Here is a 14,493-nt window from a genome sequence, read left to right as displayed (position 1 = left end):
TGATTAAGCATATGTCATCAGAAACAACAGAAGTTCACCACGAAGAGCACGGCGAACACGGCGGAATGGATAAAAAAGCTATCTTTAAGATAGCTGGGTATTTGAGCCTTATCACTGCGGTCGAGTTCATTATAGCACTTTGGGCAGTGCCGAACGAACATATCCCCATGCATTGGGCAAACCCTATATACATCGTTTTAACGTTGTTTAAAGCATTTCTTATTGTTGCATACTTTATGCACCTTAAGTTCGAGAAAGTTGGCTTAATGCTGGCGATCATCGTACCTATCCTGTTTATCATAGGATTGATACTGGTGCTTACTAACGAAAGCCATTACTGGGTTCCATTTATCCGGTAAAGTGGGAAAGCGTAAAGCAGGCATCCTAAAAAAGATAATAGTCCTGGTAATGATATTGGCATTACCGGGATTTTTATATTATTTGCTAACCGTAAAAGGCAAAAATCGTTACAAACCCCTGCCGTTTTACGGCAGTAAACAAGTAGCTAAAACAGGCCATAAGTTCCACGGTAAGTTTATAGCCGATACCATTTACCACAAGCTGGAAGATTTTAAGCTTACAGATCAAAACGGTAAACAGGTATCGTTCAAAAACTTTGATAAGAAGATATTTGTAGCAGCCTTTTTTTATACCCGCTGCCCGGATGTTTGTACTAAGGTGAACAGTTTTATGGATAGCCTGGACGTAAACTATCGTAAGAATGCTATGGTGCAGCTGGTATCTATAACAGTAGACCCGGAGCATGATACCCCGCTTGTATTAAAACAATACGCAGCTAAATATAAGCCAAGCAATAAATGGCTGTTTTTAACCGGCGATACTACCACCATATACAACCTGGCCCACAACGGCCTGCTGCTTAATGCGGCCAAGGTTGGCGAAGGGAACTTTGTGCTGGATGATAAGATGGTACTTATCGATGCCGAAAAGCGCATCAGGGGCTATTACTCCGGCAGTACACGGGCAGACGTTATGCGCCTGAACGACGAGATAAAAGTGCTGGTTTCTGAAGAATTGCGCAAGGTAGATAAAGCACTCTATTAAGCTTTAGAACTTAGCAGCTATCTATAAGAAATTGGATTAAAAAGTAACAAAGAGTCCTGGCTCTCCCGGTCCTGATTCTTGCATCTAAAAAGAAATGACAGATAAATTCATATTCCGTTTCGTTGCGGGCGTTACTATTTTTGTAATAGCCGTGGTGATAGTGCTCAACCGCCACTTAATACCCGGCCCGGCGGTACCACCTTCATTTACCCCTTATTTGCCTTTGCTTAATGCCATACTCAATGGCACCTGTAGCGTGCTGTTGCTGATATCTTTATATTTTATCAAACAAGGTAACATCATTGTTCACAAGAGGGTTAATATCCTTACATTTTGCTTGTCGTCGTTATTCCTGGTATCGTATATCCTGTTCCATTACTTAATGCAGCACGATACGCCTTATGGCGATACCAACGGCGACGGTCTTGTCTCGCCCGAAGAAAAAGCGGCTGTTGGCGGCCTGCGTACCCTTTACCTAAGCATATTGGTGCCCCACATCATCCTGGCAGCGGGTGTATTGCCTTTAATTTTGCTGAGTTTTTACCAGGGACTACAAATGCAGGTACAAAAACATAAGAAACTGGTAAGATGGGCGTTTCCTATATGGTTGTTCGTCACCGTATCCGGAGTTGTTGTATATTTGATGATAAAACCGTACTACCATTTTTAATCGCTTCAAAAACATGAAAAAGGCTTGTTATTTATTCTTTGCGATATTTTCTTGCATTACGGTATTTGGCGTATTGCCCGCTGGTGCCCAGTGCGCCGCCTGTACAGCAGCTGTGGAAACGAGCTCGCAGGGTGGTAGCCATGCTACTGCTGGCCTAAACGCCGGTATCATGTATTTGCTTGCCGCACCTTATTTGGTAGTGGCCGTTGGCGGATACATCTGGTACAAAAAATACCGCCGCCGTAACGTAGTGCTCGACCTGCCTAACGAAAAATTGAATCTTAATTAAGGCCTGCGGCAGTTGAGCCGGCTGTCCTAAGTATTTGAATCAAGAGGATGATCCAACCCCAAACGCTTGGTTTTTTAACCGACCTTGTAGATAACAATAACCGCGAGTGGTTTCAGGCCAATAAAGAACGGTACGATACTGCGCGTGAAAACCTTATCGCCTTCACTACCGAACTCATTAGCAAGGTACATCAGATAGACCCCGGTGTGAGCGCCGATCTCGACCCCAAAAAGAGCGTGATGCGCATTTACCGCGACATCCGTTTCCGCAAGGATAAAACGCCTTACAAAAATAATTTCGGCATCAGCATACCCTCGCACGGCTTAAAATTAGGTGGCGCTGAATATTATTTGCAGATACAACCCGGTAAATCTTTTATAGCCGGTGGTTACTGGATGCCTGAAGCAGAACACCTGAAAGCCATACGCCAGGAAATTGACTACAACGCTGCCGACTTAAAGAAGATCATCGACGAACCCGAATTTGTAAAACTGTTTGGCGACTTTAAGAAACAGGAGCAACTGAAGACCGTACCGCGGGATTATAGTGCCGATAACGAAAATATTGAACTGCTTAAGTTGAAGAGCTTCGTGGTGTTTCACCCGCTTAACGATAAGCAGATTCAAAGTGCGGATGCCGTTAAGCTGATAGCTGGCCTTTGCAGCAAAATATACCCGCTGAATGCATTTTTGAAGAACGCCATAGGTTAACGATCATAAACTAAGCAACATGAAAATCAAACACCTTTTATTAGCCGCAACCTTGATGATGGCGCTGCATTCCTGCGTGGTATTATCGCCCAAAAAGTATAAAGCATTGCTTGCCCAGCGCGATTCGTTGACCACCAGAACGGTTACCCTGGAGACTGAGAAGGCCCAGCTGATGGCAGATACCGCCCGCCTGCACAACCAGATTGCTACGCTAAACGGTAACTACGCGGCACTGGATAGAAAATACAGCAGCCTGGATAAAAACTATAATGCCACCACATCGCAGGTGAGTACCTTATCGAGTGACCTGCAAAAACGTGAAGCCCGCCTCAAAGAAGTAGAAGAAATTTTGCGCAAACGCGATGAGGCAGCCAATGCCCTTAAAAACAAGCTGCAAAGTGCGTTGCTAGGCTTCCAGCAAAGTGGTCTGAGCGTGGATATACGCAATGGCAAGGTGTATGTATCGTTAACAGATAAGCTGCTGTTCCCTTCGGGCAGTATAGTGATAGATGATAAAGGCAAACAGGCACTAAAATCATTAGCCGCCGTTTTAAACAAGGATGCCGACATCAACATAGCCGTAGAGGGCCATACCGACGATAAGAAGGTGAAAAACCTGGGCCAGATAAAAGATAACTGGGATTTGAGTGTGCTGCGTGCCACATCGGTAACGCGCTACTTAACCGAAGTAGAACTGGTAGATCCGCACCGCCTGACGGCCACGGGTAAAGGCGAGTTCCAGCCGATAGATACCGGTGGTACATCTGAAGCACTCTCCAAAAACCGCCGTATAGAGATAGTACTTACGCCAAAGCTGGATGAGTTGTATAACCTCATTACCAAATAAAGGCTTTTACCCAATCAAAAAATCCTCCTGCAAAGGGGGATTTTTTGATTGAGTAGATTTGATTTGCCATTGTCATGCTCCCATCGTCATGCTTGTTTCAGTATACCCCACACGGCAGGTCTACGGCACGCAAGCGGCTTAGCATGGTGGCAGCTACTTTTATGATGGGGTTGAAATAAATCAACTTAACGTCTAATTAACGTTCAGCATCCATCCCCCCGTAATTTTTAAGCAACCATTACCAACTATTTTACGTAACCAATGTAAAAATCCCAAAGCTTTGAAACGCATCATTAAAAGTATCTTCCTAATCCTTTCCCCGCAGGAAAAGGGCAGGCTGCATTGGCTCATTGCTTTTGATGTGCTGGTGGCCTTGCTGGATATTGCTTTTTTGGGCGCTTTATTGCTCATTATCAATTTCTATACGCAGGCATCGGGCAGCAGCAAGCTTAACTGGTTGCCTCCACAACTGGCAGATAGGGAATCCTTGCTGCTTATTGGCATATTCCTGCTACTGTTTGCGCTGAAGAATGTGCTTGGTTTTGTGGTGCAAAAGGCGCAGCATCACTTTTTTTACGCTGTAGCCTCGCGCCTTTCTAAACGCAATATGCTTAACTACCTGCGCGGTAGCTATACCCAATACATCCATACCGATTCATCGGTGCAAACCCGGCGCATCAGCCACCAACCTATCGAGTTTGGCCACCATATCCTCACCAATTTCCAGCAGATGATATGCCAGGCGGTGCTTATCATATTCACCATTGCGGCTATCCTGTTTTATCATCCCTCTTTGTTCCTGATATTGTTTGTACTGTTGCTGCCACCAGTATCCCTATTGGCATGGTTTGGCCGCCGCAAACTAAGGGCGCTGCGCGGGCGAATAAAAGCCGCCAGTGCGCGTTCTATAAAACATGTAAACGAGGCGCTGGCCGGTTACGTAGAAAGCCGGATATACGAAAAGGAAGATTTTTTTAGCAACCGCTACGTAGCCGACCAGCAACAGCTGAATAATACCATTGCTGCCCAGCAAACCTGGCAAGGCCTGCCCTCCCGTTTAATGGAGGTATTTGCGGTAATGGGCTTTTTTATACTGATTGCCGTTAACAAATATACCGCCAACGCGCCTGCGGTAAACCTGCTCACCATTGGCGTGTTTATGGCGGCCGCTTATAAGGTGATACCTGGTATAGTGAAGATAATGAACAGTGCCGGGCAAATGAAAACCTACGAGTTTATCCTGGCCGATTTGATAAACGGTACCGAAGAGGAAGCCCAGCTCTCTGGTACCTCAACGGTAGAAACCATCCGCTCGGTGGAGTTCGATAGCGTGGACTTTAACTATAAAGAGCATGCGATCATCCATGATATCAGCTTCCGGCTTACCAGGGGCGATATGGTGGGCATCTCGGCAGGATCTGGCAGGGGCAAAACCACCATGATCAACCTGCTGCTTGGGTTTTTACAGCAGGATGCAGGCGAAATATGCATCAACAATACAGTGTGCGATGCAGCGGCGAGGCAGGGTTATCAGCATAAAATTTCCTATGTAAAGCAGCAGCCCTTTTTGATCAACGAATCGGTGCTGAAGAATATTACGCTTACCGATGATGATTTCGACGAGGACAGGCTGCGCTATGTGATTGCTTTTTGCGGCCTGGATAGCCTGCTGAAGGCCTATCCCGGCGGCATTTGCAAATTGATTAGTCAGGACGGCAAGAACATCAGCGGTGGGCAGCGGCAAAGGCTGATGCTGGCGAGGGCACTGTACCATCATTTCGACCTGCTGATACTCGACGAGCCCTTCAGCGAACTGGATGCAGAGGCCGAACACGAGCTATTGACCAACCTGCAGGGCCTGGCCCGGCAAGGCAAGATAATTATACTGATAACCCATAACCGCACCAGCCTGGAGTTTTGCAGCCAGGTGATATCGCTTGATGAGGCCTATGCCTGATGCCCTGGTGATACTTAGCCCCGGTTTTGCAGCAAGCGAGGCCGACACCACTTGCCTCCCTGCTCAGCAGGCTTTTGTGCTGGCACTAAAGCAGGAATGCCCCGATCTGGATATCATCATCCTGAGTTTTCAATACCCCTTTAAACGAAGCGAATACTTATGGAACGGCGTGAAAGTATTTGCGTTCGGTGGGAAGAGCAGGAGCGGTTTGTACAGGTTACTAACATGGCTGCGGGTTTGGTTGCGGTTGCGCAAGCTGCACAGGCAATACAGTATTATTGGCCTGCTGAGCTTCTGGCTTGGCGAAGCCGCATTTGTGGGCAGCCATTTTGCCCGACTTAAGGGCTTGAAGCATTACAGCTGGCTTTTAGGGCAGGATGCCAAAGCAGGCAACAAATATGCCCGTTGGATAAAACCACGTGGCGATGACTTGATAGCCCTATCAGATGCCTTGCGCGCCGAATACCAAAAAAATTACGGCATTGCACCGGCGTATGTTATACCCAACGGGGTACTGCCTGGCTCTTTCCCTGATACCGGCGGGGAACGGGATATCGATATTTTAGGTGTCGGCTCATTGATTCCATTAAAACGTTATCATTTATTCGCGGAACTGATACATCAACTGAAAGAAAGCCAGCCCAACATCAAGGCAGTAATATGCGGCGATGGCCCGGAAATGCAAAACCTGAAAAATTTGATTGAAAGGCTGGGCCTTGGCGATAATCTGGTTTTAAAAGGCGAATTACCGCATCCACAAGTATTGGCGCTGATGCAGCGCAGCCGGGTGTTTATGCATACTTCCGAATACGAAGGCTTCAGTACCGTTTGCCTGGAAGCATTGTTTGCAGGCGCACAAGTAGTAAGTTTCGTAAAGGCGATGGATGCTCAGATACCTAACTGGCATGTAGTGGGTACTAGTGCTGAGATGCTGGCTGCAGTTGTAAGCATCTTGCAATATGGCCACCACGACTGCAAGCCAGTAATTCCCTACCCGATTGCCGATAACGCAAAGGCAATAATGCGCCTGTATGGTTATAAAGATTGAGCTATCTGCGCAATCTGCCTGGCTATGGCCTCGAAAGAAAGGTTGGTTCGGAAGTAATCGAGGCTGCGTTGCCGCTGTTGGGGTAAATTCATCTGCCGGGTTTTGTGCAGTGCATCCAGCAGGGCTTTGAGGTTGCCGGTTGGGTAAAGCAGGCCGCAGTGGCCGTTATTGGTAATCATCCTGAAGGATAAAATATCCGTCACCACGGGCACGCACCCGCATGACATGGCCTCGCAAACGGATGCACCGCTCCCCTCGTAATGCGAGCCGGATAGGATAAAATCGGCACTATTGAACCAGTACAGTAAATCTTTATGGGGTATGGTGCCAACTAATATCACCCTATCGGCAAGGCCAGGCACAGCTGCCAGCAATGCTTTTATAGTGCCCAGCAACTCTTCGGTTTGGTAAATCATATATAGCCTGGCTTGTGGCTCGACAGCGGCAAACCGCAGAAATGCGCTCACTACCGTCAAAGGATCTTTATTAGCGTTAAGCCGGCCAACCCATAAAAAAACAGGGTTGCCGCTAACGCCGGTTTGCTGCCGGGCAATCTCCCTGTCAATAGGGTAGAACACCGAGGATACCTCCATCACTTCGTGTATTTTATTTACCGAGGCCAGGTTGCCTGCTGCCACCCATTCTACGCCCATAGCATATGAGGCAAACAGGTAGGCATCGATGCCTTTATCGGCTATTTTTTGGAGTAACTTCTTTATACCTGTAGCGGGCCGCTCGGCATGGTTTTGTACGATAATTTTTATGCTGCGCCCGAGTATCAACCTGAGCAATAACACTTGCTGGGGCGAATTGAAGCTGTGTACCACCACCACATCCGGTTTAAGGCTGCGTATAAACTTGTTCAACCCCCAGGGGAAATACCGTAGGGATAGTTTGCCGTAGCGCATGAAACGGTAATCGACTCCACTGCTGAAGTGCTGACCATCGTAATCGATCTGCTCAATACTAATGACCTCATTCTCTTTGCTCAGAGCCCCCTGTATGCCCGAGTAGACGTTGATGCGTTTGAGCCAGGCCTGGGGCTGGCTAAACTGGCCTGTATAAACATAGCCGACGAAAACATATCTCATAGGCAGGCTAAGGCGTTAAAAAATATCGATATCGGCAAAGGTAAAGGTCAGTTTCTCCGGCGGGATGCCTGAACCGAGGTCTTTTATAGCGATAACGAACGATGGTATGGGCTCCCCATATGCCCTTAGCAAGCTGTGCAATTTGCTTTTGGTATTCACCTGGAACTGCATCTGGCTAAGCCCCAGTGTTCGACAAAGCTTTTGCAGCCCCGACATGACGGTTTCGAAATTATCGGCGTAGCCGCTCATATCGCCAACTATCAAGCCATTCTGTATCTTAAACCAAACGAGCGCATGGCCAATTTGCAGGGTGTAGGTATCCGAGTAGTTTTTGTAGGCCAGGAACTCCGCGTCGCGGTAAACGCCGCCGTAGCCTTCTGCCAGTACCGAATTGGGGATACCGTTTTTAGGTTGCCTGCGCCGCATTGCCGTTTTGCAGTACGCCGTGTAAAGGCCCTTCAGCTTGAGTTTGCCGGCTGCTTTTTCCAGAGGGAGACCTTTTACCGGGATGGTAAAACGTTGCAGTGCACCTGCTTCCTGCCATCCCAGGCGGTTGATAAAACCTGGTAAGGAATTTTGGTTGGGGAAGCCGAATATAAGCCTGATGCCTTCTTTTTTGCATAGCGCATAAGTGCGTTTGGCTAATTCAACAAATAGCCCTTTCTGGCGATGGTCTGCGTGCGTCATGGTATCTGCCGATTGCGCAGCCAGAACTAGTTTGCCCTGGTGTTCTATAAAACAAGGTATTACCCCGTAAAAAGCAACGGGCAGGCCCTTATCATCATACGCCAGGAAGCCCGTATAGGTAACCACGGTAAAAGCGGTGTTGTATTTTTTCAGGAAGTAATCCTGTGGCAATAGTTTACCATAGATGGCCATGTGCAGATAAGAAAGACAGCTTAGCTTATCTACATTGAACCGCTCGATGCGGTATTTACCATCGAAAGTTTTACGGTCAGTAGGTGCTTTTAATGTTTGCATTCATTTGGTTTGTAATTGAGATAAAAGGGTTTATGGTAAGCCGTTCCCGCATCGTGGGGGCGGCGCGGTTGTCGGTATGCTTAAAGTCGGTAGCCAACAATTGCGTATAGCCTATTGTTGTAAACAAAGGTACATTTTTTTCCTGGTAGCTTCCATACGGGAAAGCGAGGCTATTTACCGGCTTTTTAGAAAGGCTTTCGAGGTATTTCAGTGGCTCCTTTTGGCAGATGCCATGGTACACCAATGTGCGGCTGCCCCGGGCCTTGATAAAGCGGGCAGCATCTATCCCCATCAAATGCTTTGCATTGCCCCACAGGTATCGGGCTTCGTGCCTTGTTTTGGTCAGTATTTTCTTCAGTACGCTTATCATTAGGCGGCTGGATCTGATGGATGATAAACCGGGAATTGTGCATCGGCCTTGTATTGGCGTATCTCTGCCATCAGGCCCTGCACATCGCCTTGCACATATTTAATGCTGCTGGCCACGTACAGCTTGCCGAACTCGTTGCGTGAAATATCGGTCAACTGGTGGTAAAGGCTCTGGTCGAACAAGCGTATACTGCCCTTATGCATTACCATTAGGATATCTTCGGGTTTGGTGCCGTAGAAATTATCCAGCGGAGCGCTATCGGGCCTGGCTTTTACGATCACCAAATCGGCATCCCAACCAAGGGCTATGCGGCCGCAATTAAGTCGCCAGGTTTCGGCAGCTTTATGGGTAAGGGCATCGTAAAGTTCTTCATCCTTAAGCATTCCCGTGCCACGCGCCGTGCGAACATGCGCCCATATATCCCAATCGCCGGTGAGGGTAGAATCGGTACCGAACAAAATGCGCGTATGTTTCTTGAGGTGCTGCACCGGGGCTGTTGCGCCGAGCAGGAAATAGTTGGATTGCGGGCACCAAACCAGCGCCGCGAATGATTTTGCCAGGGTCGGCGTAAGTGCCACGCCATGTATGCCAATCAACTTGCGGTGCAATAAGTTCCAGCTAATCAATTGTTCCACCTCATGTCGGGCGGCGGTATCGGTGCCCTCTCCTGTGTGTATGGCTACGGGGACAAGCATCTTCAGTGGGTTGTTCAGCCGCCTTTTCCAATGCGGTTCAAAATGTACGGAATGCAAATCTTGTGTAGCCTCGAAAATGCTTAGCAGCTTATCGCCCGTTATTTGATGCTCGCCATGATTTACCACCGTAGTTACGCCGCAAAGCAAATTTTTATATATGCCCCATTTCTCGCGCAAGTACTGCGGTATCTTTTGTACGGCAGCTATCTCTTCCGCATAAGCCTGATGGATATGCCTGCCCCATTCGGTGTAGTTGGCGTATTTTTGAGTGCCCAGTTTTGGGAAGAGGTTAAAATCAAGATGGTCGTGCGAGTTGATGAGGCCGGGGAATATAAGCCCGTTAAAAAACATGGCTTGCGGGCAGTCCCTGGCAGCAAGCGGCACATCAGATATTGCCGCTATCTTGCCCTCCTTCACCCTGATGCTCACGGTTTGCCCGTTGATTAGCTGCACGTTATTCAGTATCATTCCCCCTCCTCAAATGCATGCCATAAATTATCGGGAAGCCTTTATAGGTATCGTAAACGTGCAGGGCGTTTTGCTGCTCGTAGTAATGCCGTACCGATTCGTTGATTGTCAGTTCCTCCTGGGCTACCAGCCTGAAACCATGGGTCAAAAGCACCTCTTTGATGGTGCTGGTAAGGTGCACAAAATTTTGGATGGCGATGGTTGCATTATCATGCCTGAACGTCCGTTTGCCACCGAAAGCCAGCGTGCTGGGGTGGAAATCGGTAATCAGTATATCGGCCTTCGGCTTCAAAATGCGGCACCAGGACTGCAAAGCTTCGCCAATATTTTTAATATGCGCAACAGTGAGCATTGATACGATGGTGTCGTAGCTTTTGGCGGGGATATCCTTAAAAAAATTATCGGTTATCTGGTAGGTTTCGGCACCGGGGTGCTTCTGCTCCAGCCGGCGCAACATGCCCGATGATACATCGAAGCCCGTAAGCTTTGTGGGTTTCGCATCCAGCATCCGCTGCCAATGGCGACCTGTTCCGCAGCCAATGTCGGCTACCTTTTTTTGGTGGATAGGCAGGCCTTGCAGCAATTTGCAAAACAGGGCCTCATCCATATCCAGCATCAGGTTGCCCGGCTGCTCGTCGTAATTTTTCGACCATATATCATACGCCGTTACCGAGTCGCGCTCGCTGATTTGCGAATGGAAAAGGTGTTGTTTGACGTAGTTTTTCAGCGCGTTTATGACCATCATTTTAAGTATTGCCGGGGTATTTAAGATTACGCGGACCTTGTAAAAAAGGTTGCCAGCCCTGTTTATTTAATGGTGCAGGCAACGCGCTTAAAATTGTGGGCGTATTGTTATTGTGCGGGTGATAAGAGGATAAGAAACAAGTTTTTGTTTATATGGGGGCTCCGGTTTAAAAGTGGTGAGGGTAGTGCCCCTCACCACCCCGGGGATTTTTCATTTTAACGTACAGCAGCGCGTATTACATGAACCAGATATTACTATTCAACCCAAAAAGTTCCATAAACAAGTACCGCATACCCAATTCTATCCTGAATATTGCGGCATCGGTAGAGGGTAAATATGGATGGATAATTGTAGATGGCAACTGCGAAGCCGACCCTTTGGTCAAAATTGAAAATTACCTGCAAAACCAGGGCGTAAAATACCTGGGCTTTACGGTAATGCCCGGCCCGCAGTTGAGGCAAGCCATCACCATAGCCAAAGTGGTAAAGGCCAAATACCCGCATACCAAAATGATATGGGGCGGCTACTTTCCATCCAACCAGCCCAATGCCGTGCTGTACTCGGGCTATGTAGATTTCATTATCAACGGCCCTGGCGATCATGCCTTCCCCGCCTTGATCGACGCGCTGGAAAACGGTACACCCTACGAATTCATCAAGAACCTGATTTATAAAGCCGAGGACGGCCGCATACACAAAACCCCCAAGGAAGATTTGATAGACCAGGACGGGCTCCCATCCTTGCCCTACGATAAGTTGGCAGCGTTTTACCCCATACCCAAGTTTTTGGGCAAAACCTACCTGGGCGAGAAAACACTGGCCTACCACTCCAGCATCGGCTGCCCGTTCACCTGCTCGTTTTGCGCGGTAGTGCCTATTTACGAGGCGCGCTGGAAAGCTAAATCGGCCCAAAAGGTGTATGAGGACGTAAAATACATCAAGGATAAATGGGGGGCGGATGCGATAGAGTTCCACGATAATAACTTCTTCGTATCAGAGAAACGGGCCGTAGAGTTTGCCCGGCTGATCAAACCCGAGAACATGACCTGGTGGGGCATGGCAAGGATAGATACCATGCACAAATTCAAGGATTCTTCGTTGAAGGCCATCCGCGAATCGGGTTGCAAGATCATCTTCTTCGGTGCAGAGAGCGGCAACAACACCATACTGGAGCAGATGGATAAAGGCGGCACCCAAACAGGCGAGCAAATCATCGAGTTTGCGGCACGTTTGAAAAAGTTCGACATCATCCCCGAATATTCCTTCGTGTTGGGTACGCCCGCGCCCACGCAGCAGCAGGTGCAGGCACAGATTGATTTCGAGATAGATTTCATCAAGAAAGTAAAAGCCGTAAACCCCAAAACCGAGATTGTGATATACACCTACAGTCCGGTGCCTACCGAAGGTTCTGAATTGTACAAGCAGGTGCTGGCCAGTGGTTTCAGGTTCCCCGAGACCTTGGAAGATTGGATAAGCCCCGCCTGGGAGAGTTTCGACTTACGGAAAAACCCGCTTACGCCATGGCTTACGCCCGAGATGATAGATAAGATACGGAACTTTGAAACCGTGCTAAACGGCGTGTACCCCACCGTAACCGATATACGCCTCAATTGGCTAAAACGCAAAGCCATTAAACTGGTAGCCGGGTTGCGTTATAAAATAGATATTTACCACTATCCATACGAGATAAAGCTTTTGCAAAAAGTATGGCGCTACCGCCAGCCCGAAATACAAGGTTTTTAATTATTGAAGATGCCCTTGCCCCAAAACACTCCGTCGTCCATTGAAACCAGCACCGATTTTGAGATGCTGTACCTTGCTGTGCGCGCCCTGGAGGGAAGGATTTACTCGGATAAGGAATTGCTACAACTGCCCGAGATAACAACATCGCACCGGCATTATAAGGAATGGCAGGTAAGGAGAAGGTCGGCAGGCAGGTTAATAAGCTATCTTACTAAAAAAAATAAGCCGCTGTATATTTTAGAAGTAGGCTGCGGCAACGGTTGGCTGGCTGCAAAGCTGGCGCAAATAAAGGCTGCCAAAGTTATCGCACTTGATGTGAACCGCACCGAGGTTGCCCAGGGCGAGCGGGTGTTCAAAAAACAGAACCTGCAGTTTTTTGCCGGAAGCGTGGATGACGGACATTTTAAAGGCGCAAAGTTCGATATCATCATTTTTGCGGCATCTTTCCAATACTTTTCGCCGCTGGCGGATACCATCCGAAAAATGCAGCAGCACTTGGCAGATGCCGGAGAGATACACCTCATCGACAGTAATTTTTATTCGGCATACAATGTAGACGATGCCGTGTTGCGCACGCAGGAATATTATTCGGCGATGGGTTATCCGCAGATGGCAGGGTTTTATTATCACCATACGCTTGATGAATTGGCGGCTTTTAACCCTAGGGTGCTGAGTACCCCCCACAGCTTTAGGAACCGTTTACTGAAACGCAGCCCACTTTATTGGGTACGAATTAACAAGGAAAACACATGATAGGGCAGGGCTTATACCACACTTATAAGCGTTACCGCACGCTGCAAACGCACCGGATACAGGCATTGCCTGTTGTAATCCTGATGCCGCATAGCGCCTGCAACTGCCGCTGCGTAATGTGCGATATTTGGAAAGACAACAAGAACCTGAAACAGCTTACTGCGCAGGATATTAGCGGATTGCTGGGTAACCTGCGGCAATTGGGCACGCAACGGGTGTTGATGAGTGGCGGGGAAGCCCTGTTGAATACGAATTTCTTTACGCTGTGCAGGCTTTTGAAGATGCAGGGCATGAAGATAACGCTACTCTCCACGGGCTTGTCGGTAACGAAGCATGCGCCGGAAATCGTTAAATGGGTAGACGACCTCATCCTATCCCTGGATGGCGATGAGGCCCTGCACGATGCCATCCGCGATATCCCGGGAGCCTTCCGGAAGCTGAAAGAAGGCGTGGAGCAACTGCGCGCCATCAACCCGCACTACCCTATAACGGCCCGCACGGTTATCCATAGGCTCAACTTTCGTAACTGGCCGGCTATTCTAAGGGCGGCCCGCGAGATGGGCATAAACCAGGTAAGCTTTTTGCCCGCCGATGTGAGCAGCCATGCCTTTAACCGGCAAGTAGCCTGGAGCGAACCCAAACAGCACGAAATTTTGCCCTGCGAACGGGAGTTAGATGAATTTAAAGCGGTAGTTGAACAGGTGATTGCCGGCAATTTTCCGCCGGGTTTCATTGCCGAACCACCCGAAAAACTGAGGGATATTCACCGTTATTACGCCGCTTTTTACGGACATAACCCTTTCCCATTCAAAAAATGCAATGCGCCCTGGGTATCGGCAGTGATAGAGGCCGATGGCAGCGTGCGGCCTTGTTTTTTCCACGAAGCGACGGGCAATATTCGCGATAATTCGCTTACGGAGATATTGAACGGCCCTGCCGCACTCGCTTTCCGCAAAACCTTGAACATGGGCAGCAACCCTACCTGCGAAAAATGTGTTTGCTCACTGAATCTATCGCCCCTAACGAAGCTTAACTGAGATGGATAACGTGCTTATAAACGAA

The 14,493-nt window shown here is 48.4% G+C and carries 16 protein-coding genes; 11 read left to right on the top strand and 5 right to left on the bottom strand.

What is annotated here, in order from left to right; all coding sequences use genetic code 11:
- The first annotated feature begins 11 nt into the window (after window positions 1-11).
- The 8 genes from E2R66_RS09320 to E2R66_RS09285 all read left to right on the top strand — a co-directional run bounded on the left by E2R66_RS09320 (window position 12) and on the right by E2R66_RS09285 (window position 6,586).
- Complete coding sequence (locus tag E2R66_RS09320; RefSeq protein WP_133229928.1) at window positions 12-359, top strand: cytochrome C oxidase subunit IV family protein; 348 nt, start codon at window positions 12-14, stop codon at window positions 357-359.
- Window position 360: 1 nt separating this feature from the next.
- Window positions 361-1,065, top strand: a complete 705-nt coding sequence (locus E2R66_RS09315) for an SCO family protein (protein WP_240049271.1) — start codon at window positions 361-363, stop codon at window positions 1,063-1,065.
- A 94-nt stretch (window positions 1,066-1,159) separates the two neighbouring features.
- A complete protein-coding gene (locus E2R66_RS09310) occupies window positions 1,160-1,735 on the top strand; it encodes a DUF420 domain-containing protein (RefSeq protein ID WP_133229926.1) in 576 nt (191 codons plus the stop codon).
- A 13-nt stretch (window positions 1,736-1,748) separates the two neighbouring features.
- Complete coding sequence (locus E2R66_RS09305) at window positions 1,749-2,024, top strand: hypothetical protein (RefSeq protein ID WP_133229924.1); 276 nt, start codon at window positions 1,749-1,751, stop codon at window positions 2,022-2,024.
- Window positions 2,025-2,071: 47 nt separating this feature from the next.
- Window positions 2,072-2,734, top strand: a complete 663-nt coding sequence (locus E2R66_RS09300) for a DUF2461 domain-containing protein (RefSeq protein ID WP_133229922.1) — start codon at window positions 2,072-2,074, stop codon at window positions 2,732-2,734.
- Between the two features lie 19 nt (window positions 2,735-2,753).
- Window positions 2,754-3,581 (top strand): OmpA family protein, encoded by an 828-nt coding sequence (locus E2R66_RS09295; RefSeq protein ID WP_133229920.1) that lies wholly within the window; start codon window positions 2,754-2,756, stop codon window positions 3,579-3,581.
- Between the two features lie 280 nt (window positions 3,582-3,861).
- Window positions 3,862-5,538: an ATP-binding cassette domain-containing protein gene (locus E2R66_RS09290; protein ID WP_133229918.1), complete on the top strand. Its 1,677-nt coding sequence runs from the start codon at window positions 3,862-3,864 to the stop codon at window positions 5,536-5,538.
- Window positions 5,531-6,586, top strand: a complete 1,056-nt coding sequence (locus E2R66_RS09285) for a glycosyltransferase (protein WP_158288366.1) — start codon at window positions 5,531-5,533, stop codon at window positions 6,584-6,586. The genes E2R66_RS09290 and E2R66_RS09285 overlap by 8 nt, the downstream gene beginning before the upstream one ends.
- Here E2R66_RS09285 and E2R66_RS09280 read toward each other — a convergent pair.
- Genes E2R66_RS09280 through E2R66_RS09260 form a run of 5 tightly spaced genes read right to left on the bottom strand, consistent with a single transcriptional unit; the run spans window position 6,574 to window position 10,936 of the window.
- On the bottom strand, window positions 6,574-7,677 hold the full coding sequence (locus E2R66_RS09280; RefSeq protein ID WP_133229914.1) for a glycosyltransferase family 4 protein: 1,104 nt from the start codon (window positions 7,675-7,677) through the stop codon (window positions 6,574-6,576). The two genes, E2R66_RS09285 and E2R66_RS09280, sit on opposite strands and share 13 nt — an antisense overlap.
- 15 nt (window positions 7,678-7,692) lie before the next feature.
- The gene (locus E2R66_RS09275) at window positions 7,693-8,658 is read right to left on the bottom strand and encodes a GNAT family N-acetyltransferase (protein WP_133229912.1); all 966 of its coding nucleotides are present in this window, start codon (window positions 8,656-8,658) and stop codon (window positions 7,693-7,695) included.
- Window positions 8,633-9,028: a polysaccharide deacetylase family protein gene (locus tag E2R66_RS09270; protein ID WP_133229910.1), complete on the bottom strand. Its 396-nt coding sequence runs from the start codon at window positions 9,026-9,028 to the stop codon at window positions 8,633-8,635. Before E2R66_RS09270 ends, E2R66_RS09275 begins: the two co-directional genes overlap by 26 nt.
- Window positions 9,028-10,191 carry an amidohydrolase family protein gene (locus E2R66_RS09265; protein WP_133229908.1) on the bottom strand — a complete coding sequence of 388 codons (1,164 nt, stop codon included), beginning with the start codon at window positions 10,189-10,191 and terminating at the stop codon, window positions 9,028-9,030. Before E2R66_RS09265 ends, E2R66_RS09270 begins: the two co-directional genes overlap by 1 nt.
- Window positions 10,178-10,936: a class I SAM-dependent methyltransferase gene (locus tag E2R66_RS09260; RefSeq protein ID WP_133229906.1), complete on the bottom strand. Its 759-nt coding sequence runs from the start codon at window positions 10,934-10,936 to the stop codon at window positions 10,178-10,180. Before E2R66_RS09260 ends, E2R66_RS09265 begins: the two co-directional genes overlap by 14 nt.
- 239 nt (window positions 10,937-11,175) lie before the next feature.
- On the opposite strand from E2R66_RS09260, the gene E2R66_RS09255 reads away from it, so the two are divergent.
- Genes E2R66_RS09255 through E2R66_RS09245 form a run of 3 tightly spaced genes read left to right on the top strand, consistent with a single transcriptional unit; the run spans window position 11,176 to window position 14,468 of the window.
- A complete protein-coding gene (locus E2R66_RS09255; protein WP_133229904.1) occupies window positions 11,176-12,678 on the top strand; it encodes a B12-binding domain-containing radical SAM protein in 1,503 nt (500 codons plus the stop codon).
- 9 nt (window positions 12,679-12,687) lie between these two features.
- Window positions 12,688-13,431, top strand: coding sequence for a class I SAM-dependent methyltransferase (locus E2R66_RS09250; protein ID WP_133229902.1), 744 nt, complete (start codon window positions 12,688-12,690; stop codon window positions 13,429-13,431).
- On the top strand, window positions 13,428-14,468 hold the full coding sequence (locus E2R66_RS09245; protein WP_133229900.1) for a radical SAM protein: 1,041 nt from the start codon (window positions 13,428-13,430) through the stop codon (window positions 14,466-14,468). Before E2R66_RS09250 ends, E2R66_RS09245 begins: the two co-directional genes overlap by 4 nt.
- Window positions 14,469-14,493: the final 25 nt, after the last annotated feature.

This window comes from Mucilaginibacter psychrotolerans, from assembly GCF_004519315.1.
In the GTDB taxonomy this organism is placed as follows: domain Bacteria; phylum Bacteroidota; class Bacteroidia; order Sphingobacteriales; family Sphingobacteriaceae; genus Mucilaginibacter; species Mucilaginibacter psychrotolerans.
The sequence above is the reverse complement of the archived record's forward strand: the minus strand, read 5'-3'. Positions and strand labels throughout refer to the sequence as shown.

What these genes read in the sequence shown, in the direction of transcription:
- E2R66_RS09260 (WP_133229906.1), bottom strand. Translation starts at nt 10,936, where the DNA reads ATGATGGTCATAAACGCGCTGAAAAACTACGTCAAACAACACCTTTTC.
- E2R66_RS09255 (WP_133229904.1), top strand. Translation starts at nt 11,176, where the DNA reads ATGAACCAGATATTACTATTCAACCCAAAAAGTTCCATAAACAAGTAC.
- E2R66_RS09265 (WP_133229908.1), bottom strand. Translation starts at nt 10,191, where the DNA reads ATGATACTGAATAACGTGCAGCTAATCAACGGGCAAACCGTGAGCATC.
- E2R66_RS09310 (WP_133229926.1), top strand. Translation starts at nt 1,160, where the DNA reads ATGACAGATAAATTCATATTCCGTTTCGTTGCGGGCGTTACTATTTTT.
- E2R66_RS09305 (WP_133229924.1), top strand. Translation starts at nt 1,749, where the DNA reads ATGAAAAAGGCTTGTTATTTATTCTTTGCGATATTTTCTTGCATTACG.
- E2R66_RS09285 (WP_158288366.1), top strand. Translation starts at nt 5,531, where the DNA reads ATGCCTGATGCCCTGGTGATACTTAGCCCCGGTTTTGCAGCAAGCGAG.
- E2R66_RS09295 (WP_133229920.1), top strand. Translation starts at nt 2,754, where the DNA reads ATGAAAATCAAACACCTTTTATTAGCCGCAACCTTGATGATGGCGCTG.
- E2R66_RS09300 (WP_133229922.1), top strand. Translation starts at nt 2,072, where the DNA reads ATGATCCAACCCCAAACGCTTGGTTTTTTAACCGACCTTGTAGATAAC.
- E2R66_RS09250 (WP_133229902.1), top strand. Translation starts at nt 12,688, where the DNA reads ATGCCCTTGCCCCAAAACACTCCGTCGTCCATTGAAACCAGCACCGAT.
- E2R66_RS09270 (WP_133229910.1), bottom strand. Translation starts at nt 9,028, where the DNA reads ATGATAAGCGTACTGAAGAAAATACTGACCAAAACAAGGCACGAAGCC.
- E2R66_RS09245 (WP_133229900.1), top strand. Translation starts at nt 13,428, where the DNA reads ATGATAGGGCAGGGCTTATACCACACTTATAAGCGTTACCGCACGCTG.
- E2R66_RS09275 (WP_133229912.1), bottom strand. Translation starts at nt 8,658, where the DNA reads ATGCAAACATTAAAAGCACCTACTGACCGTAAAACTTTCGATGGTAAA.
- E2R66_RS09320 (WP_133229928.1), top strand. Translation starts at nt 12, where the DNA reads ATGTCATCAGAAACAACAGAAGTTCACCACGAAGAGCACGGCGAACAC.
- E2R66_RS09280 (WP_133229914.1), bottom strand. Translation starts at nt 7,677, where the DNA reads ATGAGATATGTTTTCGTCGGCTATGTTTATACAGGCCAGTTTAGCCAG.